The sequence below is a fragment of the Bacillus massiliglaciei genome (assembly GCF_900098925.1).
In the GTDB taxonomy this organism is placed as follows: Bacteria; Bacillota; Bacilli; order Bacillales; family DSM-1321; genus Peribacillus; species Peribacillus massiliglaciei.
On sequence record NZ_LT622358.1, the window covers coordinates 20,414 to 46,810 of the forward strand.

32 protein-coding genes are annotated in these 26,397 nt (G+C 43.4%); 24 read left to right on the forward strand and 8 right to left on the reverse strand.

Features of this window, described 5'->3' with window-relative positions; translation table 11 throughout:
* Window positions 1-49 precede the first annotated feature (49 nt).
* From pstC to pstB, 3 genes are all read left to right on the forward strand, one after another.
* Window positions 50-1,000 (forward strand): phosphate ABC transporter permease subunit PstC, encoded by a 951-nt coding sequence (pstC, locus tag BQ4305_RS08380; protein WP_110927401.1) that lies wholly within the window; start codon window positions 50-52, stop codon window positions 998-1,000.
* A complete protein-coding gene (gene pstA, locus BQ4305_RS08385; RefSeq protein WP_110927402.1) occupies window positions 997-1,875 on the forward strand; it encodes a phosphate ABC transporter permease PstA in 879 nt (292 codons plus the stop codon). The genes pstC and pstA overlap by 4 nt, the downstream gene beginning before the upstream one ends.
* 96 nt (window positions 1,876-1,971) lie before the next feature.
* Window positions 1,972-2,721 carry a phosphate ABC transporter ATP-binding protein PstB gene (gene pstB / locus BQ4305_RS08390; RefSeq protein WP_234396937.1) on the forward strand — a complete coding sequence of 250 codons (750 nt, stop codon included), beginning with the start codon at window positions 1,972-1,974 and terminating at the stop codon, window positions 2,719-2,721.
* Between the two features lie 113 nt (window positions 2,722-2,834).
* Here the strand turns inward: pstB and BQ4305_RS08395 are convergent, their stop codons facing one another.
* On the reverse strand, window positions 2,835-3,296 hold the full coding sequence (locus BQ4305_RS08395) for an endolytic transglycosylase MltG (protein ID WP_110927404.1): 462 nt from the start codon (window positions 3,294-3,296) through the stop codon (window positions 2,835-2,837).
* On the reverse strand, window positions 3,293-3,682 hold the full coding sequence (locus BQ4305_RS08400; RefSeq protein WP_199880625.1) for a hypothetical protein: 390 nt from the start codon (window positions 3,680-3,682) through the stop codon (window positions 3,293-3,295). The genes BQ4305_RS08395 and BQ4305_RS08400 overlap by 4 nt, the downstream gene beginning before the upstream one ends.
* Before the next feature lie 278 nt (window positions 3,683-3,960).
* On the opposite strand from BQ4305_RS08400, the gene BQ4305_RS08405 reads away from it, so the two are divergent.
* From BQ4305_RS08405 to BQ4305_RS08425, 5 genes are all read left to right on the forward strand, one after another.
* Window positions 3,961-4,563, forward strand: coding sequence for a hypothetical protein (locus tag BQ4305_RS08405; RefSeq protein WP_110927406.1), 603 nt, complete (start codon window positions 3,961-3,963; stop codon window positions 4,561-4,563).
* Window positions 4,564-4,664: 101 nt separating this feature from the next.
* A complete protein-coding gene (rpmG, locus tag BQ4305_RS08410; protein ID WP_110927407.1) occupies window positions 4,665-4,814 on the forward strand; it encodes a 50S ribosomal protein L33 in 150 nt (49 codons plus the stop codon).
* Between the two features lie 63 nt (window positions 4,815-4,877).
* Window positions 4,878-5,456, forward strand: a complete 579-nt coding sequence (locus tag BQ4305_RS08415) for a 5-formyltetrahydrofolate cyclo-ligase (RefSeq protein ID WP_234396914.1) — start codon at window positions 4,878-4,880, stop codon at window positions 5,454-5,456.
* 61 nt (window positions 5,457-5,517) lie between these two features.
* The gene (locus BQ4305_RS08420; protein ID WP_110927408.1) at window positions 5,518-5,715 is read left to right on the forward strand and encodes a hypothetical protein; all 198 of its coding nucleotides are present in this window, start codon (window positions 5,518-5,520) and stop codon (window positions 5,713-5,715) included.
* Window positions 5,716-5,911: 196 nt separating this feature from the next.
* A complete protein-coding gene (locus tag BQ4305_RS08425; RefSeq protein WP_234396938.1) occupies window positions 5,912-7,039 on the forward strand; it encodes a rhomboid family intramembrane serine protease in 1,128 nt (375 codons plus the stop codon).
* A gap of 3 nt (window positions 7,040-7,042) precedes the next feature.
* Here BQ4305_RS08425 and BQ4305_RS08430 read toward each other — a convergent pair whose 3' ends face one another.
* Window positions 7,043-7,906 (reverse strand): hypothetical protein, encoded by an 864-nt coding sequence (locus BQ4305_RS08430; RefSeq protein WP_110927410.1) that lies wholly within the window; start codon window positions 7,904-7,906, stop codon window positions 7,043-7,045.
* 173 nt (window positions 7,907-8,079) lie between these two features.
* Here BQ4305_RS08430 and BQ4305_RS08435 point away from each other — a divergent pair, with 173 nt between their 5' ends.
* From BQ4305_RS08435 to BQ4305_RS08455, 5 genes are all read left to right on the forward strand, one after another.
* Window positions 8,080-8,283 carry a YqgQ family protein gene (locus BQ4305_RS08435; protein WP_110927411.1) on the forward strand — a complete coding sequence of 68 codons (204 nt, stop codon included), beginning with the start codon at window positions 8,080-8,082 and terminating at the stop codon, window positions 8,281-8,283.
* A gap of 13 nt (window positions 8,284-8,296) precedes the next feature.
* On the forward strand, window positions 8,297-9,271 hold the full coding sequence (locus BQ4305_RS08440; RefSeq protein WP_110927412.1) for an ROK family glucokinase: 975 nt from the start codon (window positions 8,297-8,299) through the stop codon (window positions 9,269-9,271).
* Window positions 9,272-9,368: 97 nt separating this feature from the next.
* Window positions 9,369-11,219: an LTA synthase family protein gene (locus tag BQ4305_RS08445; protein ID WP_110927413.1), complete on the forward strand. Its 1,851-nt coding sequence runs from the start codon at window positions 9,369-9,371 to the stop codon at window positions 11,217-11,219.
* Window positions 11,220-11,273: 54 nt separating this feature from the next.
* Window positions 11,274-12,434 carry a M14 family metallopeptidase gene (locus BQ4305_RS08450; RefSeq protein WP_110927414.1) on the forward strand — a complete coding sequence of 387 codons (1,161 nt, stop codon included), beginning with the start codon at window positions 11,274-11,276 and terminating at the stop codon, window positions 12,432-12,434.
* Window positions 12,435-12,724: 290 nt separating this feature from the next.
* Complete coding sequence (locus BQ4305_RS08455; RefSeq protein WP_199880626.1) at window positions 12,725-13,894, forward strand: YqgU-like beta propeller domain-containing protein; 1,170 nt, start codon at window positions 12,725-12,727, stop codon at window positions 13,892-13,894.
* A 177-nt stretch (window positions 13,895-14,071) separates the two neighbouring features.
* Here BQ4305_RS08455 and BQ4305_RS08460 read toward each other — a convergent pair whose 3' ends face one another.
* Window positions 14,072-14,245, reverse strand: coding sequence for a DUF2759 domain-containing protein (locus tag BQ4305_RS08460; protein ID WP_110927416.1), 174 nt, complete (start codon window positions 14,243-14,245; stop codon window positions 14,072-14,074).
* 227 nt (window positions 14,246-14,472) lie between these two features.
* Between BQ4305_RS08460 and BQ4305_RS08465 the strand changes: the two genes are divergently transcribed.
* The gene (locus tag BQ4305_RS08465; RefSeq protein ID WP_110927417.1) at window positions 14,473-15,108 is read left to right on the forward strand and encodes an MBL fold metallo-hydrolase; all 636 of its coding nucleotides are present in this window, start codon (window positions 14,473-14,475) and stop codon (window positions 15,106-15,108) included.
* 129 nt (window positions 15,109-15,237) lie between these two features.
* Here BQ4305_RS08465 and BQ4305_RS08470 read toward each other — a convergent pair whose 3' ends face one another.
* Entirely contained in the window at window positions 15,238-15,480 is a 243-nt protein-coding gene (locus BQ4305_RS08470; RefSeq protein WP_110927418.1) for a DUF2626 domain-containing protein, read from the reverse strand.
* Between the two features lie 278 nt (window positions 15,481-15,758).
* Here BQ4305_RS08470 and BQ4305_RS08475 point away from each other — a divergent pair, with 278 nt between their 5' ends.
* From BQ4305_RS08475 to BQ4305_RS08515, 9 genes are all read left to right on the forward strand, one after another.
* A complete protein-coding gene (locus BQ4305_RS08475) occupies window positions 15,759-16,067 on the forward strand; it encodes a hypothetical protein (RefSeq protein ID WP_110927419.1) in 309 nt (102 codons plus the stop codon).
* A gap of 177 nt (window positions 16,068-16,244) precedes the next feature.
* A complete protein-coding gene (gene comGA, locus BQ4305_RS08480) occupies window positions 16,245-17,312 on the forward strand; it encodes a competence type IV pilus ATPase ComGA (RefSeq protein ID WP_110927420.1) in 1,068 nt (355 codons plus the stop codon).
* Window positions 17,293-18,339 (forward strand): competence type IV pilus assembly protein ComGB, encoded by a 1,047-nt coding sequence (gene comGB, locus BQ4305_RS08485; RefSeq protein WP_199880627.1) that lies wholly within the window; start codon window positions 17,293-17,295, stop codon window positions 18,337-18,339. Before comGA ends, comGB begins: the two co-directional genes overlap by 20 nt.
* An 86-nt stretch (window positions 18,340-18,425) precedes the next feature.
* Entirely contained in the window at window positions 18,426-18,761 is a 336-nt protein-coding gene (gene comGC / locus BQ4305_RS08490; protein ID WP_110927996.1) for a competence type IV pilus major pilin ComGC, read from the forward strand.
* Window positions 18,751-19,185, forward strand: a complete 435-nt coding sequence (comGD, locus tag BQ4305_RS08495) for a competence type IV pilus minor pilin ComGD (protein ID WP_110927422.1) — start codon at window positions 18,751-18,753, stop codon at window positions 19,183-19,185. Before comGC ends, comGD begins: the two co-directional genes overlap by 11 nt.
* Window positions 19,172-19,507: a type II secretion system protein gene (locus BQ4305_RS08500; protein WP_110927423.1), complete on the forward strand. Its 336-nt coding sequence runs from the start codon at window positions 19,172-19,174 to the stop codon at window positions 19,505-19,507. Before comGD ends, BQ4305_RS08500 begins: the two co-directional genes overlap by 14 nt.
* Window positions 19,494-19,946 (forward strand): competence type IV pilus minor pilin ComGF, encoded by a 453-nt coding sequence (gene comGF / locus BQ4305_RS08505; RefSeq protein ID WP_199880628.1) that lies wholly within the window; start codon window positions 19,494-19,496, stop codon window positions 19,944-19,946. The genes BQ4305_RS08500 and comGF overlap by 14 nt, the downstream gene beginning before the upstream one ends.
* Entirely contained in the window at window positions 19,885-20,313 is a 429-nt protein-coding gene (comGG, locus tag BQ4305_RS08510; RefSeq protein WP_110927425.1) for a competence type IV pilus minor pilin ComGG, read from the forward strand. The genes comGF and comGG overlap by 62 nt, the downstream gene beginning before the upstream one ends.
* Window positions 20,314-20,385: 72 nt before the next feature.
* Window positions 20,386-20,565, forward strand: a complete 180-nt coding sequence (locus tag BQ4305_RS08515) for a YqzE family protein (protein WP_110927997.1) — start codon at window positions 20,386-20,388, stop codon at window positions 20,563-20,565.
* A gap of 98 nt (window positions 20,566-20,663) precedes the next feature.
* Here BQ4305_RS08515 and BQ4305_RS08520 read toward each other — a convergent pair whose 3' ends face one another.
* The 3 genes from BQ4305_RS08520 to BQ4305_RS08530 form a co-directional block, all read right to left on the reverse strand.
* Window positions 20,664-21,980: an MFS transporter gene (locus BQ4305_RS08520; RefSeq protein ID WP_110927426.1), complete on the reverse strand. Its 1,317-nt coding sequence runs from the start codon at window positions 21,978-21,980 to the stop codon at window positions 20,664-20,666.
* 97 nt (window positions 21,981-22,077) lie between these two features.
* Window positions 22,078-23,373 (reverse strand): ArgE/DapE family deacylase, encoded by a 1,296-nt coding sequence (locus tag BQ4305_RS08525; RefSeq protein ID WP_110927427.1) that lies wholly within the window; start codon window positions 23,371-23,373, stop codon window positions 22,078-22,080.
* Window positions 23,374-23,386: 13 nt separating this feature from the next.
* Window positions 23,387-24,685, reverse strand: a complete 1,299-nt coding sequence (locus tag BQ4305_RS08530) for a Zn-dependent hydrolase (RefSeq protein ID WP_110927428.1) — start codon at window positions 24,683-24,685, stop codon at window positions 23,387-23,389.
* 233 nt (window positions 24,686-24,918) lie between these two features.
* Here BQ4305_RS08530 and BQ4305_RS08535 point away from each other — a divergent pair, with 233 nt between their 5' ends.
* Window positions 24,919-26,358, forward strand: a complete 1,440-nt coding sequence (locus BQ4305_RS08535; RefSeq protein ID WP_110927429.1) for a sigma-54 interaction domain-containing protein — start codon at window positions 24,919-24,921, stop codon at window positions 26,356-26,358.
* Window positions 26,359-26,397: the final 39 nt, after the last annotated feature.

A 26,397-nucleotide genomic window follows, 5' to 3' on the forward strand; every position in this document is an offset into this window, starting at 1 on the left:
CTTATCTGAACAGCAAGCAACTCCGTAAGACACGAATGGAGGATTTATTATGGCACAGAGCCAATTGACAGTAAAATCTGTCCAGCAAATCATTCAGGAAAAGAAGGCCAGCAAGAGAATTGGGATGAGGTTTGAAAGGCTCATCCCCTGGCTCTTATTTCTTATTGCTGCCGTCTCGGTCCTTACAACGATTGGAATTGTACTGACCTTGATCTTTGAAACATTTACCTTCTTTGAACGGGTGCCGCTGCAGCAATTCTTTACAGAGACAGCCTGGCAGCCCTTTAGAGAAGCAGCATCATTCGGGATTCTTCCTCTTTTCCTGGGAACTTTAAAGGTTTCCGTCATTGCGGCTATTGTGGCTGTCCCATTAGGGCTTTCCACAGCCATTTTTTTGAGTGAATATGCATCAGAACGAATTCGCAGAATCATTAAGCCGATTTTGGAAGTGCTGGCCGGGATCCCAACGATTGTATATGGATTCTTCGCCTTGACTTTTGTCACACCGGTTTTGCGTGAGATTATTCCTTCTTTGGAATTGTTTAATGCATTAAGCCCTGGTATTGTAATCGGAATTATGATTACCCCTATGATTGCTTCGCTTTCAGAGGATGCACTAGTCTCTGTTCCAAAATCAATCAGGGAAGGGGCCTATGCGCTAGGTTCAACAAAACTCGAAACGACTTTCAAGGTCATTTGGCCGGCGGCGCTTTCAGGCATTATGGCATCCATTGTTCTTGCTCTGTCGAGAGCAATAGGTGAAACCATGATTGTCAGTGTAGCTGGAGGATCGACGCCAAGCACTTCCTTGGATGTTACCTCATCGATCCAGACCATGACAGCCTATATCGTACAGGTCAGCTCAGGAGATGCCGGTTTTGGGACGACAATCTACTATAGTATTTATGCAGTCGGCCTGACGCTGTTCGTCTTCACACTGATTATGAATTTGTTGGCCCAGTTCATTTCCCGCAAATTTAGGGAGGAATATGAATCATGAAAATCATAGACAAAAGCCAGATGTCCAAGAACTCATCCAGGAGACTGCTGAAAAACACAATCGGCAAAGTGCTTTTTGCAGCTGCCACTTGCTTTAGTCTCCTGGTACTGGGGATCTTATTTTATCGGATATTGACTCAAGGAATGGCATCGCTGGACATGGAGTTTTTTCAAAACTTTGCATCAAGAAGGCCGGAAGAAGCCGGAGTAAAAGCTGCTTTAATCGGAACGGCCTGGCTCATGTTCGTAGTTGTTCCGCTATCCCTTATATTGGGGGTGGGAACAGCGGTTTATCTGGAAGAATATGCACCTAAAAATAAATGGACTTCTTTTATTCAGGTGAATATCACCAATTTAGCTGGCGTTCCGTCCATTGTTTTCGGTTTGCTGGGGCTTACCATTTTCGTCCGTGCAATGGCCCTCGATCGCTCGGTGCTTGCTGCAGGTCTGACGATGAGTCTTCTAGTTCTGCCCATTATTATTGTTGCTTCTCAAGAAGCGCTCCGTGCTGTACCGTCAAATTTGAAGGAAGCTTCTTACGGAATGGGAGCGACAAATTGGCAGACGATTATCAGAATTGTTCTTCCCGCAGCATTGCCAGGGATTTTGACTGGCGGGATCTTGGCACTTTCCCGGGCAATCGGGGAGACGGCACCGCTGGTAGTAGTTGGAATTCCAATGTTCATTGCTTTTCTGCCTCAGTCAGTGATGGATACGTTCACTGTGCTGCCAATGCAAATTTATAACTGGACATCCCGGCCGCAGGAAGAATTCCAAAGCGTAGCAGCTGCCGGCATTATCGTTCTGCTATTATTATTGATTGCCATGAATTCAGTGGCTGTCCTGATTCGAAATAAATTTCAAAAACGATACTGACAGGAGGAATCATGTATGAGCCTGACACTGACGCAGGAAGTCGTGAAATTCCCAACGAAAACGACTAAATCGAATGAACAATCAGCCCCAAAAGAAATGGTTTATGAAACAGAGAACCTGAATCTTTGGTATGGTGACAACCAAGCGCTGAAGGATATTAACCTGGCATTCTGTGAAAAAGAAGTGACAGCGATAATAGGACCGTCTGGCTGCGGAAAGTCCACTTACATTAAAACTCTTAACAGGATGAGCGAACTTGTTCCCAATGTGAAAACAACGGGACAGATTAAATACCGCGGTAAAAATATTCTGGATAAATCTTATAAAGCGGAAGATCTGAGGACACAGGTGGGCATGGTGTTCCAAAAGCCTAACCCATTTCCTAAATCGATCTATGAAAATGTGGCCTACGGCGCAAAAATCCACGGCATTCGCAATAAGAAGCTTTTGGATGAAATTGTTGAAAAAAGTCTTCGGGGGGCGGCTCTGTGGGATGAAGTAAAGGACCGTCTCAAGAAAAATGCGTACGGTCTTTCCGGGGGACAGCAGCAGCGTCTCTGTATTGCCCGCTCCCTTGCCATTGAACCGGATCTTTTATTGATGGATGAACCTACTTCTGCGCTTGATCCAATCTCAACCTTGAAAATCGAAGAGCTGATTGAGGAATTAAAAAAGGATATCGGAATTGTTATTGTCACTCATAATATGCAGCAGGCAGCAAGAATATCTGATAAAACAGCCTTCTTTTTAAATGGAGAAGTTGTTGAGTATGCAGAAACGAATAAAATTTTCTCGCATCCGGATGATAAAAGGACGAAGGATTATATTTCCGGCCGCTTCGGATAATGCCGGGGAGAGTATAAAGAAAAGGAAACTTAGCTGTTAACCAGTTTCCTAATGAAAAGGCGATCCTTTGAATTCATTCAAAAGATCGCCGTTCTTTTTTTTTCGGCACCTAATCAGTTTGTCAGCGTCTTGCCGATTTGAGAATAAGACATCGAGTCGGTTAAAACAAATTCACCGATTTGAATTCGTTTGGAAAGTCCTTTCTCATTCATATAAGCCTCAAAACCGCCGGCATCCTTAATGATGTGTTCCTTTTCCAGTATACTGGCGATTTCCTGCGAATTCATATTGCTTTTAACCGTCAGCTTGAAAGAATGGACTTGTTCCTTTTCCTTCGTTTCCTCTGGTTTCTTTACGTTTTCGGTTTTGGACGCCGTGTCTTTTTTCGAGGCCTTGTTTAGGTCTTCTGTTACCGTATAGCCTTTTTGTTCAAGAAAAGCTTTCGCTTCTGAAACGTCCATGGTCTGCGGCTTTGCCTCTTCTTGTTCCGGGCTGCCCAGAAAGCGGACTCCGGCCATGATCGAAGCAGAAACAATGAGGCCTGCCGCAAATCCCTGCAGTGCAGCTTTCATCATCGTTCCAGCTCCTTTGGAGGCAAAGAGTCAATCACTGCCTGGATTTGCTGTCTGCTGAGTGCGGACTGCCTTTCAATTTGTTCCAGGGTCACTCCTTGCCGGTACAGAGAAATGACCTGGCTTTTCAGGATTTCGTTGACAGTGCCGGCAGCCGTCCTGCCGGTGCCGGTCTGCCCGGACTGGGGTAAATAAGAGGATGGCTGCTGGATCAGCAGTTCTTCCTCTAGTACTTTGATTTTTTTCTTTAATTGGTAAATATCCTGCAGTTGGTTTAAGGTCGCCTGCTCGAACTCTTCTTCCAATTTAGCAACCCTGTCTTTTTTAAAGAAAGAGATTATTAATAAAATAATGCCGATTGAAAAGAGAATAACAATGACCGTTTCCATATCATCACCTCGAAATATCTGGGGCGGAAGAAGCTGTGATAAAAAAGAAATGTCGAAACAAAAACCGTTCATGCATTGTGAAAAATATTTACCCGTTCCGCCCCTTTGTATACCTGAATGGGAAGCTTTCGACAAAATCTGTTCATTGTCCATTATACCATTAGGTGCTAACATAGTATTAATACAAAAAACGAATACAGAAAATTCAAAAAAATCCTTAGACTGATTTCTACTATATAAAAAGGAAGAGACTTAAAAAACTGAAGGGGGAAAAACTGATGAATATGCTGTCTCCATACTTGCCGCAGGATGATCAGGAATTCTCACGTCTCAATTTAAAATCAGGGTTATGGATTGATGAAGGATTTGATTGGTACCCTGAAGACGACTTGATGAGCCGCTACCCGCATGGGGAAATCAGAACCTTTTTACAAACACAGAAGAAAGACCGGCTGCTTATTTCCAAGCTGACGATAAAGAATAACTCGTTTAAAGTGAAGCATCCTAAATTTTTCTTCCGATATGAAAATGCTTTCGAAAAAAAGGCCGTCGCCTTTTACAGCCCGCCCGAGCAGGCGATTCTTCATATAGGCTCCAATTCGGTCGTACTTCTTGGCGGTGCTTTTAAAGGAAAGGGCATTTCGCAGTATTGCATCCAGGGAAAAGGCGGTCTGTACCAGAACGGCTGCTTTAAGTCATTGAAAGAAGGTATCCTTTCTTATTCTCCTTTGGCCAAAGGGGAGGTTACCAGCATTTTCACGCTGGAATCCAGACTGGAACCAGGTGAATGTGTGGAAGCGTCAGCCTGGGCTATTCAGGCCGACAGCAAAGAAGAGGCCCAAAGAGTGAATGACCAGCTTTTCCTTGCCCAGCAGAAATGAGATTTGTTTCATTTCCCAAAAAACAGACTAGCATTTCACATGGAAAAATGCTATTATAGAAAGGTCCTATGTGAAAAGACATAATGTTTGGAGGGATACACATGCGCGTGAATATTACGTTGGCTTGCACTGAATGTGGAGAACGCAACTACATTTCTAAAAAAAATAAACGTAACAACCCAGATCGTTTAGAGCTTAAAAAATACTGCTCAAGAGATAAACGCAGTACTGTACACCGTGAAACAAAGTAAGCAACAGGAATTTTCCTGTTGTTTTTTTTGTTTCATAAAAGGTTTTACAGGGAGGGACAGACCTTGAACTGTGACGAAGTAAAAAAGAAGATCAGGCAAGAAATGAAAAAGGCTCTTTCCGATTTACCTCGGAAGAAGCATGAGCGCCAATCACTCGAAGTTGCCGAACATCTTTTTTCGCTTAACATATGGAAACAGGCGAAAGTCATTGGAATCACGATTGCGATCCACCCCGAAATTTCTACAAGGCCTATCATTGAGAGGGCATGGAAAGAGGGGAAGGAAGTAGCCGTACCCAAGTGTTTTCCGCAGCACAGAAGTATGGAGTTCAAACGGATTCATTCCTTTGCGGAGCTTGAACAAGTTTATTCCGGTCTGCTGGAACCGGTGGATGGGACAGTGAAGGCAGAAAAAGATGAAATAGATTTGCTGATCGTTCCGGGGCTTGCCTTTACAGTTGATGGATATCGGCTTGGCTTCGGAGGCGGGTATTATGATCGGTTTCTGACAGGGTTTAATGCCAGCACAGCGGCTCTTGCCTTTGACCTTCAGTTAGTTGACCAGCTGCCCCTGGAAAGCCATGATATCCCTGTTAATCATATCTTGACACCGAACCGGCTTTTCAACCGTTCCCACTCATAATTTACTTCTATCATTCATAAAATTCTTCCTTTTATCCAAACTAAGAGCAGGAGGGATGAATATGATACGCAGTATGATGAATTTTTTCCTGATTGGGCTGCTTGCCTATGCTGCTTTCCAAAATAGGTATCGCTTACTGAACCTGGTGCTGACAAATGGAACGTTACGGCGCTTTTTCGTCAGTAAATCCATGAATCTCCCGGGTGTCAGGGAAAAGATGATGAGCGGCATGTTTAATCAGCCAAATTCAAATGAATGAAGAATCTGGGAAGGGGACCTGTTACTTAAGGCTCCTTCTTTTTCTGTGTTGAAATGCCTATATAAATCACGGGTCGCTGCGTTTTACATTATTCACCTTTTCGCATATAGTATAAGGAGAAAAATGAAGTACGCTGCTAACCAAAAAGGGGGAGAATGCACTGGGACTTCAGGAACAATATTTATTCTTGGCTATTGTGCGCCAGCTTACGGTAAAACATAACTATCGTCTGATCACGATGACAGACAGCCTGCAAGAAATCTGGCTCGAGAGCGAGAACCGAAACAGCTATCCGGTCGTACGACTGATGCTGCATGATTTAGATTGGGCAAGCTGGCTAAAGAGAGACATAAACCGAACGCTGCGAAATGGAGAGGACATCCGTAAGCAGCTTATGAAAAAACCGATCAGTGTTCTTAGTGTATATGTATCGAAGTATGCTCCTGTGGATGATTACGATTTTGCCGGTAAGCCTTACCAGCTCGGGAAAACAAAGGTGGATTCCTTTATTTTGAATACGGAATCAGGATTCCATCAGCTTGACGAATTAGAGCAGAAGCTGGGACTGCTGCTTGACATGGAAGTGCCGGCAACCATTGAAGAGTCGGATCTTGAGGCCTTGCAGAAGGAAGCATTTGCTGCTTCTCTTGCAAAAGCAAAAGAAGAGCAGGGCGCATTTCACTCCGGCAAACCATTCTTTACATATGTATTTATCTTTTTGCAAATGGTCATGTATCTGTTCATGTGGGCGGATGGAGGGACTACGAATCCAGAAACATTGATTGCATACGGTGCCAAATATACACCGGCCATCGCAGACGGGGAATGGTGGCGCTTTTTTACACCGATCATTATCCATATTGGTTTTATTCACTTGCTCATGAACACGGTAACTCTTTATTTAATCGGAAGTGATGTGGAAAGAATCTATGGCCGCATGCGCTTTTTGGTAATTTATCTGTTCTCCGGATTTATGGGATCGCTTGCCAGCTTTCTGATCATGCCTAATACGATCTCAGCCGGTGCCAGCGGAGCCATCTTTGGCTGTTTTGGGGCGCTGCTCTACTTCGGGGTGGCACATCCGAAGCTGTTTTTTCGAACAATCGGCTCTTCCGTTATCATTTTGATTATCATCAATCTCGGGATTGGCTTTTCAATCTCCGGAATTGATAATGCCGGCCATATTGGCGGACTTATCGGCGGCTTTTTGGCTGCAGGAGCGGTACATCTGCCGAAAAAGAAGGCATGGACCAGACAACTGCTTTTCCTTGTTGGAACGGTTATTCTTACGGCTGTTCTCCTGAAAATCGGCTATAGCCGCTGAGCATTACCGAGCCACCCTTTGACGGAGCATGACGGGTTCGCCGTCTTTGGCTCTTAATAAAACGATCAATTCACTTGCATCCTTAGCTACAAGTAAATGGGGGATGGTGCTGCCTTTTGGGTCCAAAACAGTGCCATCCTCTTTTTTGATGCCGAGAACATAATTTTTATATAGTCCTTCCCACAGTTTCCCGATGATTTCCTCACGCTGGGAACGGGGAAAGGCCGACAGCCAGCTGTTCTTTCCTGCAGGCAGGTCAGTCAGCAGCAGGATATTATATTGCTCCTTACGCAGGTTATAAGTTTCAAGCCCTTGATTCAGGCTCCTGTCAAGCAGCTCCTTTTCCTTCATATCCATTTCTTCCTTCCGTTTGGTCTGCAAAGCGGAACCGGGATTCCGGAAATATTGCAAAATCGGCTTGGTTAACAGGTAAACACCGTCTTTGCTTAATTGCTGTGCGCTCGTAAAGATGGTTTCCTTCGGATGGTTTTCCGCATAATGGAAAGTGACTGCCTGATAATGGCTGGCTGCTTTTTCTTGATACTTTTCTACCTGGGACAGTCTGGCAGCATCTTGCTTCCAATCTCTCAGGATCCCGTTCAGACGTCCGTTTTTATAAAGCAGGGAAACGTCCTGTCTCAGAAAAGCTTTTTGATTGAGAGCGGAACTTACCCTCCAAGAAAGGGCGAACCGATAATCCCCATCCTGTCTGGGAATCAGATGGGTAGCGGCATCTTCGAAATGAAGAGAAGCATCGATGGGAAAGTACGTAATGGTCTCCTCTGCATCCTGCCGATTGGAATAATATAAAATAGTAAGAATACTGATGAAAACAATAAGGTAACTGTAAACACTATATGATTTCATGTTTTGCCTCCCGTTAAAAGCTAGTCCATTCACTATATGAATCGGGCTGGCAATCTATGAGTGAAGACGAATAGAAATCGGGGCGCTGTTGAACAAAGGCCTTCCTGATTATTACTTGTAGGCGGAACCTGGATTCGCTATACTTTTCATAGAAAAAAAGAGGAGTCCATAATATGAACACAGTTTATGACATACAGCAATTATTAAAGAGGTTTGGAACAATCATTTATACGGGTAATAGGCTTGCAGACCTTGAACTGATGGAAACTGAAATACGTGAGCTGTATCAATTCAAGATGATTGATGTAAAGGAGTTTCAGCATGCTGTTTTAGTATTGCGGCAGCAAATTGCACGTGAGAAAGAAATGAATAGGTGAAAGGGTGAGATAAATGGAGAAATGGCTGATGGGTGTGGATCTCGGCGGTACGACAATTAAGCTCGCCCTTATTAATTATTACGGAGAAATCCTGCATAAATGGGAAATCCCTACGAATCTGTCTGAAAAAGGGAAATTTATTACAACAGATATTGCGAAAACGATTGACAACAAAATGGAAGAATTAAATGAATCAAAAAGCAGGCTCCTTGGGATTGGGATTGGAGCACCGGGTCCGGTTAATTCAGTGAACGGTTCCCTTTTTGAAGCGATCAACTTAGGATGGGTGGATTATCCGCTGAAGGATTTGCTGGAAGTGGAAACAGGGCTGCCTGCTGTTATTGACAATGATGCCAATATGGCCGCATTAGGCGAGATGTGGAAAGGTGCGGGAAAAGGTGCAAAAGATGTGATCTGCATTACTCTTGGAACTGGTGTCGGCGGCGGGGTGATAACCGGCGGAAGGATTGTCCATGGAGTAAGCGGGGCTGCAGGCGAAATCGGCCACATTACGGTTGTGCCTGAGGGCGGAGCTCCATGCAATTGCGGAAACAGAGGCTGCCTGGAAACAGTTGCGTCCGCTACCGGTGTGGTACGGCTTGCTGGGGAAGCCCTTACCCGCCATACAGGAAGCTCCCTGCTGAAACAGAAAATCGATGATGGCCATCCATTGAGCTCTAAATTAGTATTTGCCTGCGCTGAAGCCGGAGATCCTCTGTCTAATGAAGTAGTTGGGCAGGTCAGCGATTATTTAGGATTGGCATTGGCCAATGCAGGGAATGTTATGAATCCGGAAAAGATTGTGATTGGCGGGGGGGTCTCCCAGGCAGGAAACATTCTGCTTCATCCGGTCCGGCGTGCCTTTGAAAAGTATGCCTTCAAGCGTGTGAAGAAATCGACAGTCATCAGTCTGGCAACACTGGGAAATGATGCCGGTGTGATTGGTGCTGCCTGGCTTATTAAATCTTCATTGGCCGGCAGTGAATAAAGCAGCAGCCAGGGCGGTGTTTTCTTTATAGAGACACCCTCGGCACACCTGAATTGAAATCGTTTTCCTATCATCCCCTCCAGAAAGGAGATTTGAAATGAGGGCAGGCTTCCATCACAGTATTTCATTGCTCTATCTATCCTTGATCCTGCTATGGATTAAAACGTATGCAGTCTATAAAACAGGCTTCATGCTAAAAGGGGATGACTGGTTCCAGGAAATTGTTCTGTTCCTAAATCCTGTGAGTTTTTTGATGCTTATTCTCGGCATCAGTCTCTTTTTTAGAGGGAGTCTCCGGACGGCCTATATTCTGACTGCCCATTTCCTTCTGACCGGACTCCTGCTTGCCAATCTCCTGTTCTTCCGCTTTTTTTCGGATTACTTAACCATTCCCCTGCTTTTCCAAACAAGCAATATGAATGATTTGGGCAGCAGTATGCATGAACTCATTGAGTACACGGATTTTTTATATTTTACGGATTGGGCCGTTCTGGTTCTGGCTGTATGGTTCAGGCCGCATCGGTTCTCCAGCTATCCCTCAGGACAGAGAATGCGCCGGCTTTATTTCCTGTCGGCAATGGGCCTTACATTTCTCCTGTTTGCACTTGCGGAGTGGGAACGCCCTGAATTATTCACAAGGGCGTTTGACCGAAACTTGCTTGTCAAAAATATCGGAACCTATCATTACCATCTTTACGATGTATTTCTCCAATCCAGGGTTTCTGCCCAAAAGGCGATGGCAAACAGCGGCGAACTGGCCGAAATTCAGCATTACCTGAAGAGTAAGCAAAGTGAAAACAATGAAATGTTTGCGGCCGCGAAAGGAAAAAATGTCATCCTGATTTCTATGGAATCTGCGCAAAGTTTTGTCATTAATCGAAAGGTAAATGGGGAAGAAATCACTCCATTCCTGAACCGTTTTTTAAAAGAATCCTTTTATTTTGAAAATTTTTATCATCAAACGGGGCAGGGAAAGACTTCTGATTCGGAATTCATCATTGAAAACTCCCTTTATCCTTTGGGGAGGGGGGCTGTATTTTTTACCCACGCCCAGAATGAATACAGGGCAGCGCCTGAAATTCTTAAGGAACATGGATATTTCACAGCATCTCTACATGCGAACGGAAAATCCTTTTGGAACCGGGAAGTCATGTATCAGTCCTTAGGGTATGATCGGTTTTATCATCAGGAAGATTATAGAATTGCCCCGGGAGACACGATTAACTGGGGCCTGAATGATAAAGATTTTTTTCACCAATCGGCTGTCCATCTTAAAGAGCTGCCCCGTCCGTTTTATGCCAAACTGATTACGCTGACGAATCATTTTCCTTTCACATTGCCGGAAAAAGTGAGGACGATGGATGAATATGATTCACGGTCGGCTACACTGAATCGCTATATTCCGACGGTCCGTTATATGGATGAAGCGTTAGAACAGTTCATCAAGGAACTGAAACAGGAGGGGCTGTATGACAAATCCATTATCATCCTATACGGGGATCATTACGGGATTTCAGAAAATCATAACGCGGCGATGAGCCAATTAATGGGAAAGGACATTACTCCGTTTGAATCCATACAGCTGCAAAGGGTGCCCTTGATCATCCATGTTCCTGGAAAAGAGGGGGAAGTGATGTCACAGGTATCCGGACAGATTGATGTAAGGCCGACTATTTTACATTTATTAGGGATAGAATCGAATGAACCGGGATTCGGCCAGGATGTATTTTCAAAAGGAAACAGCAGGATGACGGTTCTTCGGGATGGCAGCTTCATTACAGAAGAGACAGTCTATACAAAGGAAACCTGCTATGACAAAAAGACGGGAAAAGTAACGCTGCCGGCTTCATGCGAAAAGGAGAAGGAAAGGGCCGGGCGGGAGCTGGACTATTCCGATCAGATCATCTACGGAGACCTGCTGAGATTTCTGGATGGGGATTCGAACTGACGTCATCTTTTTCTAGGTCTCTTCATAAAGTAAAACGACTGAAGGAGGGATTAGATGAAGATTATCAGCAGGTATGGTGACTGTTTAGCGAAATACAGTGCGTGTTTTAACATCCCGCTGCCTTTATTGGAAGATTCAAACCCTCATGCCCCCGCCGTCCTTCCGGATGGAGTGAAGATCAAGATTCCTGGCTACCAATTGATAAAAGAACATCTGGCTGAAGCGGTTACCGAAGCTGCCCCTTGGTGCGGCCTTCACCCGGATAATTTCAAACTATGCAATGAAAAGACGGAGGACTATGTTCCGGTGCGAATCCAGTCGCCTCTTTTTAAAGCTGAAAAATTTTATGACTATTCCGCCTTGCTGGAGGACCTTAAAATTTTGGCTGAAGCGTATTCATTCATCGATGTTCAGTCTATCGGGCAATCTGTGCTCGGAAAGGATATTATGGAGGTCAGGTTTGGGAGGGGACAGCAATCCGTTCATTATAATGGTTCCTTCCATGCGAACGAATGGATTACTTCCGCCGTCTTAATGAAATGGCTGAATGAGCTTCTGAAGGCGATGAACAACGAAGAAGCATTAGCTGGAATAAAATGCCTCCCGTTGTATAAAAAGGTGTTGGTTTCTATTGTTCCGATGGTGAATCCGGATGGGGTGGATCTTGTCCTGCACGGAATGGAGGCGGCAGAGGGAAAGACAGATGTACTGGATATGAATGGCGGAGAAACAAATTTTTTTAATTGGAAGGCGAACATTAACGGAGTGGATCTAAATAATCAATATCCGGCAAATTGGGAGATTGAGAAGGAGAGAAAGCGTCCGAAGCAGCCAGCCCCGCGAGACTATCCTGGAGACTATCCTTTATCTGAACCGGAGGCAATGGCTCTTCAAACCCTTGCTCAGTCTCGGAATTTTGACAGAGTACTGGCATTGCATACACAGGGAAGGGAGTTCTATTGGGGATATGGAGGCTTTGAGCCAAAGGAAGCTTTCATACTGGCAAAGGAATTTGAAGAGAAAAGCGGGTATAAGGCTGTCAGAAATATCGACAGTCATGCGGGTTTTAAAGATTGGTTCATTCAGGAATTCAAAAAGCCGGGATTTACCATTGAATTAGGAAAAGGGATCAATCCGCTTCCGCTGTCGATGATGCCGTCCATTTACAAAGAAACGCTTCCGCTGCTCATGGCAGGTCTTAATAAAGGGTGTTAAGAAAGCTATAAATATAGTTTTACTGGAAACAGAGAGAAAAATTACTGAAAAAAAAAGATTCATATTAACGGTCAATGGCAGAAATTTGTTTTATAATGAAGGGCGTAAGGTTGTTACTCTTTCCGAAAGGGAAAAAACGTCTTTTGGGCTGTTTTTTTCTTAGTAAGAGAGGCAGGGACCTCCAAATGAAACGCGGGAACTTTTCGCTTGCGGATGCCTTGCTGTTTTTGGCTGAAGCTTAATGGCAAAGGTTCTTATAGAAGGCGTTTTATTTATATTTTGGGAGGTGCGTGGAGATTAAAATGTTAGAGGCTGCATGGAAGCGGGCAGCCGGATCGAAACGAATGTATGAGGATTTGCGAAAGTTTCTATTGGCTTTCGGTATAATCTCCACCTGCTTCTTTCTTGTGTCATGCGAGCAGCCTTCACCTGAAGGAAGCCAGCCGGGAATAAAGGAGGAATCTCCTGACAGCGTCCTTTTCCATCCGTTAACTCCGGAAAAAGGAGAGGAGATTGAAGCTGTATACGGTTGGCTGGATCAGGATACCGTGCTCTTTTCCAGCCGGCAGAAGGGCCAGGATGAAACAGACTTACAGAAATGGAATTGGAAGACGAATGAAAAAAAGGTCCTTTATCAATCTAACGAGCCTTTTACAGAAGTGTCTGTCAATCCTGATCAATCGTATATCCTGTCTACTTCATCCGAATCGACGGGTCACACAACCATCAAAGCGTTTGACCGCATGGGAAAAAGCCTTTGTTCGGTTACCCTTCCAGCCTATGAACTGACATATGAATGGAATGCCTATAAGGATGATAGCTTATTCCTTTCTGTCTTTTCTAAGGATTGGTCCTATAATAGCTATGTGTTGAACATTGAAGAGGATCGTTTGCAGGCGATTGAGTATCCTCAGCCATTTGCACAATGGGATGACAAAGAGAATATGCTGTACCTGGATTGGCGGCAGGATGAGCCGGCCTTGACAGCACCGCTGATCAAGAAGGAAGTGGATGGCGGAAGGACGGAAACGCTCATGCTTGACGTCGTTCATTTCAGAAAACTGAAGGATGTCCTGATGACCATACAAGTGGAAACCGAAAACAGGAGGCGCGCTACATATAAGTTTACAGATGAAAGCACGCATAAAACGGCCTCTATGTCGCTCCCCCATCTGGATGGTTTTTCTGAATGGATTATCCCTTACTATGATTTTAATGAACAAATCAAGGAATTTCTGACCTTTGTGCCGGAGAAAACCGATAATATTGACGTGTATGACGGCAAATTCAATCTGCTGAAATTTAACTGGCAGACAGGGAAACGGACAGAACTGCTCAAGGGCATGGAGAATGAGCCCATCAGCTGTTCGTCAGATGAAAGATTTTGTTTGTATGGAAAAAAGTATGAAAAACTAATTGATCTAAAAACTGGTGGAGTGCGCCAGCTTATAAAAAAATAAGGCTCTCCTATAATTCTTCAGCGCCTTAATGTGTCAGCGCCGGATGCACCAAGGAGAACGGCTTAAAAAGAAAAAAATCCAGTCATGCCAGGCATGACTGGATTGGATGACAGAAAAGGTACCGGGATGTCTCGGTGCCTTTTCTGTTTTTTACCCATTGGTCCGTTTTCAAATCAATTAATGGGTGACAGGGAATCCATGATGGACGATTGTCATAACCGTAAAGAAACCGAAGACAGCGACGCTTCCCGCTGCAAATAAGAAACCCAGGATGTTTTTGTTTTTGAATGAAGTAACGACAGCAGCCAAGGCAAGAAGGGTGACAAGCCCAAAAATGACCATTAATAACATAATCCTGCTCCTCCCTCAAACACTGGATTAGTGAGTGTTGTTGCTTCTGAACAATAGTATGTCCCGCTTTAACTGTTATACCTTAAATATGGAAATGTTTTCATTTGTTTACAGTTTACTGTTTTTTTACTGATTTGTCGAGGCGGATGAAGGGATTTTCATTCCTGCCTTTTCCTCAAAAATTGAGGTACAATGGAGCTATCAATCAAGAGATGGAGTGATCAAAGATGAAGTGGTATCAAATTCCGCTGGGTCCTTTGCAGACCAATTGTTATATTGCCTATCAAGAAGGAGAATGCGTGATTTTCGATCCGGGAGAAGAGGCGCAGAAACTTATTCAGTTCATTCAGACAAAGAATCTGAAGCCGCTGGCCGTCTTGCTGACACATGCTCATTTTGACCATATTGGAGCATTGGATGCCATTCGGGAAAAGTACTCGATTCCTGCTTATATTCATGAAAAAGAAAAGGGCTGGCTGATGGATCCTGAATGGAACGGTTCAGCCAAATGGTTTCCTGATAACCCTTGCAGGATGAAACCGGCGGAACATCTATTGACGAAGGAACAGACGCTCACGGTCGGCCGCTTTTCTTTTGAAGTATATGAAACGCCCGGGCATTCGCCGGGAAGCGTATCCTACTTTCAAAAAGAAGACCGCTTATTATTTTCAGGAGATGCTCTGTTCCAAAACAGCATCGGCCGGACAGACTTAAGGGGAGGCGATGAACCGACACTGTTCAAGAGCATCGAAGAAAAGCTGCTCCCGCTGCCGGATGATACCATTGTTTTTCCCGGACATGGGCCGGTTACGACGATACTTGATGAGAAGGAAAACAATCCGTTTCTTCGTCAGCTATTATAATGAAACTGCCCGGATGGCCGCTGATAAAGGCTCATCCGGGCTTTTTGTATCCGAGAGGAGCCTGAGAAAAACGGAACGGTTTCAAACAGAAAACCCATGAAATCCATCATGGGTTTTGTATCCGTATTTTTAGTGGGAAGCTCCCGGGGTCATCATGAACACACTCCAATAAGTAAATCCTGCGAAGAAAATGGTTAGATATGCACCAAAAACATATAAGTACATGCGTTCAGATAATTTCAGATAACTCAAAAGAACGAAAAAAACGGTTTGGCCGAAGAAAAGCAAAGAGGTCTGGTACATGTCGCCTAAATAAAAGAAAATAGCCATGATACCTGTCCAAAAGCCGCAAACCCTGAACATCCGATCCATCTCGTAAGCCTCCTTTTATTTCCAATCATTCGAATCATTTCCATTATAAAATAATCGGCCGGGAGAGTAAAGCCGCTAATGGAACTAGTTTGCATTTAGGCTGTTCTGGTTTTTAAGCAAACCGCCTCCTTGATCCGAAAAGAGAGGCGAAGGGCTGAGACTGGCTTATTTTTAAGCACAGCATGAAAAAGATAAAGAGAAGCGGAATTTAACTTTATAAAACAAATATTAGCAAAAGCACATAGAAATGTAGCAGCGATCTAAGGAGAGATAAAGTATTGAATAAGATTAAATGGATTCTAAAAACTGCTTTCTGGCGAAGAAAGAAAAACTACTTAAGCGATATCTTGGCAAGCTCAATCTTTCTGCTGATCCTCATTTTTTATGGAGTTGAATTTTTTGAGGACAAGTCCTTTTGGTGGTTTATCTTGGCACTTGTTGTCATGGTACTTCTAGGTGCGGCTTTGGAAGCTGCATTCATTAAGTTGCTCAAGGATAAGAACCGTGAAGTCGGTCCAGTCTGGACCTTTCTTATTTTGTTTGTAATCGTAATGGCTTCGATATATTTACAGGAATGGTATTGGTAAGTTCTTTGCTGATAGGGAGTCAAGAGGACATTAAAATCGCCAGGAAACTTTTTGATTTGGCGAACTTCTTCCCCCAAATAGCCCAGTCTTTTTATATTAGTTTTATTTTTTTCGAGGAACAGAAGGAAAAATGTAAAAAGAAGTCGAATCTAATTAAACAGAGGAGGTGAAAATCATTTGATAGCCACAGAAAAACTGGCTGACGTCATTATATCCCGCGCCATCCGTCTGAAGGCTTCGGATATACACATTCTGCCGCGGAAGGAAGGTCCTCTGGTTCAATTCCGCATTGATAACCGGCTTTTTCCGCAGGAAATCCTTGACCCTGATGAAACGGAGCGGCTCATATCTCACCTGAAATTCCTGGCATCCATGGATATAGGGGAAAAGAGAAGGCCGCAAAGCGGCGCTATAACGGTTGAACAGGACGGTATAATCGTAGGCCTCCGTTTATCGACACTGCCCGCTTCTTCGTCTGAAAGTCTGGTCATCAGGCTCATCCCTCAGCAAAACATTCTTCCCTTAGAACAGCTTTCCCTGTTTCCGAACACTATCAAAAAACTGATTGCGCTGCTGAAGCATTCCCACGGCATGATCATTTTTACCGGCCCGACAGGCAGCGGCAAAACGACAACCCTCTATTCGCTTCTCCACCACACCAATGAAGTGATTGACCGCCATGTTATTACCCTCGAAGATCCAATCGAAAGCATTTCAGAAAAAGTTCTCCAGGTACAGATCAATGAAAAAGCAGGCATTACGTATTCGGTTGGGCTGAAGGCTGCACTCAGGCATGATCCCGATATCATTATGGTTGGGGAAATCCGTGATGCTGAAACTGCCCGCATTGCGGTGCGGGCAGCCTTGACCGGGCATTTAATTTTAACGACGATGCACACCCGGGATGCGGCCGGGGCGGTTTCCCGGTTAATGGAATTTGGGGTCAGCAGTCTTGAAATTGAACAAAGTGTTATTGCAGTCACGGCCCAGCGCCTGGTAGAGCTCAAGTGCCCGGTTTGTTCAGGGGACTGTACCTGTCAGGATCTATATGCAGGCAAAAGGAATAAAAGAGCGAGCATCTATGAGCTTCTCTATGGAAAACCGCTGCAGGAGGTGTTGAAATTGGCAAAAGGCCAGAGCGGTACAGTATGTTATCGAACGCTGAAGGATGAAATGAGAAAAGCAGTGGCCATGGGATATGTGGAACAGGAGGAATTCCAAAAACATGTTATGGAAAAGGCTTAGGCGGCAAAAATGGAGGCTTAAGGACCAGGCAGCTTTTCTTACGAAGCTTGGTGAATTGCTTGAAAATGGATTTCATCTGGCTCAGGCTGTTGATTTTTTGAAATTCCAAGAAAATGAGCATAGAAGAGCGGATTTGGAAAAGGCGATGATTGGACTGCGGAGCGGCCTTTCCTTTCATCAGGTTCTTTTAGATATCCAGTTTCATGCTCAGCTGGTCAGCTATGTATATTACGGTGAACAATATGGTGATTTATCTTCAGCACTGAAGGAAGGGGGGAAGTATTTTCACAGCCGGTCAAATGATCTGGAGAAGCTCAGAAATCTCCTTGTCTATCCTTTGTTCCTTTTTATGGTAGTACTGACCATCTTTTATGTCCTTCAAGGAATTCTTCTTCCAAAATTCGAGCAGCTCTTTCTTTCTATGGATGTAGAAAAAAATTTTTTTATGCAGGCTGTTCTAGTACTCTCAGCCATTCTTCCCAAACTTCCTCTTTTCTTCGTTCTCCTGCTGCTTGCTCTCTTTTTAACCAAACGTTTCTGGTATGACCGGATGCCTCCGCTGGAGCAAAGAAAACAATTGCTGAAACTTCCTGTCGCCGGAACTTTTGCCAGGCTGTATGACACCTATTTCTTTTCCAGCCAGCTTTCTGGTCTCCTGTCCGGCGGCTTATCGATCAATGAGAGTCTCCGGATTTTTGCCTCCAATCAGAAGCAGCCCTTTTACGAACAGTTGTGCTTGGAAATCGAGAATGATTTAGTCAGCGGTCGGTCATTGGCAGCTATTTTTGAAGAATCTCCGTTTTTTGAGAGAAATTTACCTCTTATTGCGTTGAATGGGCAAAAATACGGCCGGCTTGATGCAGAGCTTCTTCACTACAGCCGTTATTTATTAGGGAAGATCGAAGAACGGATGAATCTGATCATGAAAGTGATTCAGCCGCTGCTCTTTTCCTTTATTGGCCTTTTGATTATATCCATTTACTTGGCCGTATTATTGCCGATGTTTTCTCTGTTGGAGGGGATTTAGGCAAGTTCCTGATCTCTCAGAGCAGAGTGGAAAAGCTAAAGGAGGAAAGCGGGAATATGAACCAAAAAGGATTTACGTTAATGGAGATGAAAGATAGTAAATATGCTCGTTTAGCTGTAAAAAAAATAAAAGAGCAAAATGCCTTCACGTTAATAGAGATGCTGGTTGTGCTTCTCGTCATCAGCATTCTGTTATTGATCACCATTCCGAATATTACAAAGCATCAATCGATTATCCAGGATAAAGGCTGTGAAGCTTTTATCAAGATGGTTGAATCCCAAGTTCAGGCTTATCAGATTGATCATAAGAAGCTGCCGGCAAGCGTCAGCGATCTGGAAGGCGAATATTTAAAAGAAACATCCTGTCCAAATGGTGACAAAGTGTCTATTGGAACAGGAGGCGAAGTAACGGTTGCCAAATAAAAGGCAGTCAGGCTTTACCTTGAGTGAGATTCTTGTGGTCCTGGCTGTTTTCCTGATGCTGACAAGTCTTGCTGCTGCGGCCTATCCATCTTTTGGGGAAGAACTGAAAAATGAGCAGTTTATTCAGCAATTTGAGGATGACCTTTATTACAGTCAGCAATATGCGCTTTCCCATGCAGAAACCGTCCATTTTTATCTTTCAGAGGATCAGTATGCTGTGCAGTCTAATAATGGAAAAAACCTGCTGAAACGATCGATTCCTCCGGACATTGCCTACCAAAAAGGAAGCCTTCCGAACAAAATTAGCTTTACTCCCACCGGCGTCACCTCTAACAGCGGGACCTTACAGTTTAAAACCCCGAAAAATAAATATAAATTGACCATTTATATTGGAAAGGGGAAATTTTTGCTTGTCAAAGTCTAGCGGATTTACGTACGTAGAGAGCATCTCTGCTTTTTCCATCTGCCTTTTTCTTATCCTCTCAGTTTTGCCTATCCTGACGAAGGTACAGGCCGATCAATACGATTCCTGGCTCAAATTGCATGCGGGCCAGCTGCTGTATGAACGATTGGAGGCCTATATGGCCGGAGATGCAGGCATGTCCTCTGAACGAATTCACTATCAAAACCATACGTTCAGCCTAACTTGGACAGAGGCAGGTCCATCAAGCCCTTTTCATGAAGCATGTATTGAATATCAGACCAAGAGCGGAAAGACGGAAGTGGTTTGCGATGCGGCCAAATGAAAAAGGGTTTACCCTGGTGGAAATGCTGTCTTCTCTCGTTATTTTTATGGTGATCACAATGTGCCTGCTCCAGCTTTTCATAATAATAAATAAGCAGACCGTGTCTGGAGACGGTTTGAATGAGAAAGAATGGGAAATCTTTTGCACTCAATTGAAGCATGAGATTCATCTTTCTTCAGAGCAGAAGGCCGCGGGAAGCAAGCTTGTTTTAATGAATGCCGGAAACTTAATTACGATTGAACAATATCAAGATAAAATCCGCCGACAGGTGAATGGAACAGGTCATGAAGTTTTTCTCCAGGAAATTGCCGCATTCCATGTAGAGGAGGAAGGGAAGGGGCTCGCTGTTTCGGTGAAAGATAAAGGAGGGCATCTCTATGAGCGAAAAATTTATCCCGTCCTTACAGAGGGGGTGCCGGTTCAGACAGCTGCTGAATAACCAAAGGGGAATGATCCTTCCTGTAGTCCTCATCTTGTCAGCGATCTTACTGTCCGTTACGTTCTATTCCGTCGAACAGTTTATGGGAGACAAAAAATTCACGCATGAAGCAGCCGGGAAATTAATGGCCGATCATCTGATCAGGCTGGCAGCACTGGAGTGGAGGGAATCCTGGGAAGCGGGGCAAACGGATTATAAAGAAGGCCTTTTATTTTACCCAAATGGGGACGTGTATTATAAAGTAACGGACGAGTCAGTCAGCGAGATTGGCCTGACCTTTTATGCAACTTCCAAGGACGGACAAAAAAGTCTGTCACTTATGAAGTTTGATAAGACCCAGAGGGATATGACAGAAAAAGTGGAATGAAGTTCAGAAGCGGCAGCGTTTGACGGATAAGATAGGCATCATTCGGGCATACTGAGGGACGGGGTGATGTCTGTGAAAACAAATGCATATATTCAATATTTAACAGAACAAATTCTGATTTTTTTCAGCAAAGGGAAACAGGAGCGGAAAGAGGAAAGAAGAGAGCGGAAGGAAAACAAACCTCCGAAAGTGTCTGAATGGTTCGGGATTGTTCCTTTTGCAATATCGATGATGCTGAAAAAAAACAAATAGCAAAAGCGGATGCCGCATATGGGCATCCGTTTTTTGCGGCTTTGTGCCGGCTGAGACCAAGTAAGAAGACTATAAGCTGTCCGTCCTAGCCTGTATTTTTAACTGGCGATATCCATATCCATTCTATTTGAGTTTTTCTTCAACAGAGATACCGCGATGATCGAAATAACACAGGCGGCAATAAGATAGAGACTGATTGGAACAGTGCTATTAAATGTATTTAATAAATACACGCATAGTAATGGGGATAGCCCTTGGACAGCGGCGGAGATTTGATAACCCAGTGAGGTTCCGCTATACCTTAGTTCTGCCGGGAAACACTCTGCAATAAGGGCGGCCAAAGGTCCATAGACGGTTCCGGCGCCAATAATGGATAAACACATTCCCAGAATCACTAATCCAGGTGTCTTTGTATCAAGCAGCATGAAGAATGGGAATGCAACCAAAATGGTTAATAGACTTCCGACATAAAATACCGTTTTTCTATTATATTTGTCTGATAAATGGGCTGCATAGAGGATTGCAATGATTTCGACTATAGATACCAACAGGATGGTATTAGTCAGGAACTGCTTATCTAAATGCAGCTGTTCTGTTCCATAACTGATAGCAAAGGTAGTAAATACATAGAAAGGTACACCTTGAGCTAAACTGGAGAAAATGACCAAAAATAATGCTTTAGGATATCTCTTGAAAACTTCTCTCACTGGCTGTTTTGCCAGGCGGTTTTCTTTTTTCATTTTTGTGAACTGAGGAGAATCAGCTACCCCGCGTCTGATTATAAATCCAATGAAAACAAGCACAAGGCTGATCAGAAAGGGAATTCTCCATCCCCAAGTATAAAAGTGGTCTCCCGTTAAAAAGATCGTAAGGGAAATGGCTCCTGATGAAAGGAGCAAGGCGATGGGAGATGCTATTTGCGTCATGCTTCCCATAATCCCGCGTCTTTTTTTAGAGCTCCATTCCACCGAAAGGACAACAGAACCGCCCCATTCACCTCCGGCTCCGAACCCTTGGCAGAAACGTAAAAATACAAGCAGAATAGCTGCGGTAATCCCGACATTTTCATAAGGGGGCAATAATCCGATGAGCGTACTGCTAATACCCATTAAAAGGAGGGTTGCGACTAATGATGTTTTGCGTCCGAGGCGGTCGCCAAAATTCCCGAAAAAGGCAGCGCCAAGCGGCCGGGCAAGAAAGCCTATAAAGAGTGTGGTAAATGACTGGAGCAGCCCAATGTAAGGGTCCGATTCGGGAAAGAACAATTTAGGAAAGACCAATGCGGCCATTGTGCCATAAATGTAGAAATCATACCATTCAATCGTGGTTCCGACCACGCTTGCCAAAGCCGCTCTTTTAACTAGTTTCTTTCGCTGTTCTTCAGGAATGCTATCATGAGTATTTATCGTTGACATCCTTTATCACCATCACTTTATTTGATATTTTAGTAAACAGGTTCCCTCGTGATGTCAATGTTTGCGGGCCGGGCCTTTTGAGTTTTTTTAGTTTCCCCTACTCTTCATTCTCGCGATATTTGCACCATTTCATCAGAAATGCGGCGTACGTTCTGGTTACCTGTTTAACACTGTCGAGGTCAACCCATTCGTTCGGTGCATGAAGGCCTTCGCCTGTGGGTCCATAACATGTGGCAGGAATGTCATAATACAGATTATAAAATCTAGCATCCGTTGTAGCGGTAAAGGATCTAAATTCTAAAGGTGTTTCTCCAATGGCCATATGTGCTTTGTTTAAAACATCAAATAACTCTTGATTCGGGTCAATGGAAAATCCTTCAGCGTGAAATCCGTAAAATGTAATATCCGGAAGGTTTTCGCTTAGCCACTCGTCTTTTCCCGCAGCTGCCAGTAAAAAGGATTTTAAATCGTCTTTTATGTCCTGCGGGTTAATTCCTGGCGGAAAACCTACTCTTGCTTCAATCGTACATTCGGAAGGAACAGTCGAAGTCCAATCTCCTGAATGGATTTTTCCGATATTGATATTATAAGGATGGGGATGGTCAGCGAAATCTTTATGTTTTTTCTTATTATTTAATTCTTGTTCATAATTTAATAGGGCATCAATCATTTTATAACTTTCAATAATCGGGCTTACGGCTTTGTCAGCCCTTTCTGTATGTGCACCTAAACCTTTAATTTTCATCCTTACCCAAATCACGCCAACCTGAGCAATTAGTCCTTTTCGTCCAAGCGGCTCTGGAATAAGGGCAGCATCTGCTTTAAAACCTTCTTCTATTGCAGCTAGAGCGCCATTCCCGGTACACTCTTCTTCTGTTACCGTTTTAATAATGACGTCAGATGAAAGTTTGATTCCGACATCGCGTACAGCTTTTAAGGCAAAAATCATTGCAGCTATACCTGATTTCATATCAGCTGTTCCACGGCCGTACATTTTGCTGCCGACGATATCGGCTCCCCATGGATTATGTTCCCATAATGAAACAGGTTCTGGACTGACAACGTCTATATGTCCTTGGAAAATCACACTTTTGCCTTTTTTATCGCCTTCTGAACGATATTCTCCGATGACAACCGGTCTGTCATCATAGGGCCATTCGGGTTCGGAATAACCTGGATGTGAGGATAGCTTGAGGGGATCGGGAATCACCTTTGATACCGTCAGATCCAGTTCTTTTTCCAAAAACTCAGCAATAAAGTGCTGAACAGGTGCTTCATTGCCGAGAGTAGATGGAAATTGGCATAGCGTTTGTAAAAAGTTAATTTCTGCATCCCATGACTTGTCTATTTGCTGGAAAACCTTTTCTAAACTCAAATCAGTTGCTGTTTTCATACTATCCTTCTCCTTATCTTTGTATTTTTTCTTTGCGGTCTGCAAATCGAAGTGCCAGCTCAAACAAAATTTGTACGCCTTTTTCAATATCTTCTTCTGTGCTGTATTCCTCCTCACAATGACTGACGCCGCCGATTCTCGGGATGAATATCATTCCTGCAGGAGCCATTTGATTCATAAATTTTGCATCATGTCCTGCACCGCTGATTACCTTCATTGAACTGCAGCCGAGTCTATTAGCTGCTGATTGAATTTCTTTTACTATATCTGTGGAAAATGTTTCGGCTTTTACTTCCATCAGATCTTTGATATGAAGATTCATCTTATCAATGAGTGCCATTGTACTTAGTTTTTCTTTTAATTCCTTTGTAATCAGCTGCCTCACTGGATCCTCTGGATGCCGAATGTCGATGGAGAATACCACTTGACCGGCCAGCGAATTTGTTACATTAGGAAGTGATTGTATTTGGCCGATTGTCAGTAATGAACCGGGGTATCTTTCATATGACATGTAAACGGTTTGAATCATTTTTGCTGCAGTCAGCATAGCATCGTTTCTATTCTCAATAGGGGTAGTGCCGGCATGGCTTGTCCGCCCTGTAATGACTACTTCCAGAGTGCTGATACCCTGAATACCTGTGACAATGCCGATGTTCCTATTGTTTGCCTCAAGTACCGGACCTTGTTCAATATGCAGCTCTGCATAACAGTACAGTTCCTTCAGTCTGTTTTCAGCAGAACCTCTATATCCTATTTTCTTCAGCTCATCTGCAAATTTCAGCTGATCTTTATCTCTGATTTTTTCTGTTTCCTCATAGGTAATGGCATTTGCCACAATACCTGACCCAAGCATGGAGGGTAAAAACCTGGCTCCTTCTTCATTGGTAAAGTTCACAATTTCAATGGGCCTTTCAGTCTCTATTCCATAATCATTCAGTGTTCGGACTGCTTCAAGTGCTCCCATTACCCCCAGAACTCCGTCATATTTTCCGCCAACTCGCTGTGTATCGAGATGTGATCCGATTACAACAGGGAGGGCATCTTTGTTTTTCCCTTGTCTTCGTCCATACATATTCCCTGCATCATCAATCCGAACGTCAAGCCTTTCTTCCTTCATCCAATCCTTAAATAAATCTCTTATTCTTTGATCCTCTTCGCTTAGGGCCAATCTGCATAGACCCCCTTTAGGCAGAGTTCCGTTTTCAGCACTCGTCATGATCGCAGACATAAGACGCTCTTTATTAATTCGATATAGTGCAGATTCTTCTTTGTCTATCTTTAGGGAAGAATCAAAAAAAATTTCTGTTTTCACACTTTTCACCTCCTGTCATTTAGTGATGCAATATTCATGCCAAATAAAAAAACAAAAAATGGCCTGTTTTCCTGTTTTTTCATGAAATTTATAGAATTTATTTAAAAAAAGAAGTAGAATTTTTTAAAAATAACTCAACTGAATTGTTTTCAACTCGATTTTTTTGTTAAATTGGGCAAACGTTGGCCAAATTGAATCGAAAATAACTCAAAAAATGAAATGGAGGAAAAGATTTGGAGAAATTGTTTGACTTATTTAACGAAAATTCAGAATTTTTTATCGATATTTTGGAATCTATAAATGATGCCATTTATATTTCAGACCACGAAGGAACAACCCTGTGGATAAATACGGTGAGTGAGTCCATGTTCTGTCTTCCAAGGAGTAAAGTTATTGGAAGAAATGTGAGAGACTTAGAAAAAGAAGGCCTATTTAAACCATCTGTCATCCGTAAGGCACTGGAAGCGGGGAAGAATGTCAGTGCTGTCCAAGAAGTTGCCCAGGGAAGACGGTATATTGCCACAGGTCACTTGGTGAAAAATAAAAACGGAACTATAATTGCAGCTGTCGCTCATTGCCGAGATATAACAGAGGTCGTAAAAAACACGACGAAACTTCAGGAAATTGAAGAGTTATTGGAGAAATACAGCGCATATATTCGAAAGCTTACAAATATGCAGATCAATAAGGATGAAATGGAATGTGAAAATTTTAACTGGAAAAGTAAAAGCAGGGTAACAGCTAATAAAATTATTGAGAAAATTGCGGCTGTAGACACCATGTCGCTTATTGTAGGGGAGACAGGCACAGGAAAAAGTCTGACAGCTGAAATGATCCATTCGCTAAGCAGAAGAAGAGCAAAGCCTCTCGTGAAGATTAATTGTGCATCTATACCTGATTCCCTGCTGGAGTCAGAACTATTTGGCTACGAGAAAGGTTCATTTACCGGTGCCGCTTCAAAGGGGAAACCAGGATTAATTAAAACAACAGAAGGGGGTACTTTGTTTTTGGATGAAATAGGAGAAATGCCGTTACGCTTACAAGCAAAAATCTTACATTTCATTCAATCGAGAACCTATTTGCCAATTGGTGCCAGGGAGCCTGTAAAAGCTGATGTGCGAATTATCGCAGCGACTAATCAGGATTTGGAAAGCATGACAGCAGAAGGGACATTCCGATCCGATTTATTTTATCGAATGAATGTATTAACTGTGAAAATGCCCGCATTGCGTGAGAGCCGTGATGATATTGAAAATTTGGCGAAGTATTATATCAATCTTTTTAATCGCAAACACAATCAAAAGAAGCACTTCTCAGAAGGGGTGCTCAAGACATTTATGCACTATTCCTGGCCTGGGAATGTACGTGAGCTTGAAAATCTAATGGAGCGTCTTGTAATTTTATCAGACGACGAGCTTATTGAGGAAAAAGACCTGCCGCAGAAAATGATGAAACAAAACGTCATGCCTAATGGACTGCTTTCAAATAAAACGACAATGCCCGAGATGCTGGATGAAATAGAAAGGCGGATGATTATAGAGGCCCTGGAGAAAGAAAATTCAACAAGAAAAGCCGCAAAACTTTTAGGTGTTACGCAGTCTTTGCTGATGAGAAGAATAAAAAAGCATCATATTCAGTTGGTGGCTGAGGAAAGGAAGACCTTTGTAAAATAGAGCTGGGAAGTCTTTTTATAAGACTGAAAACAAGTCTAA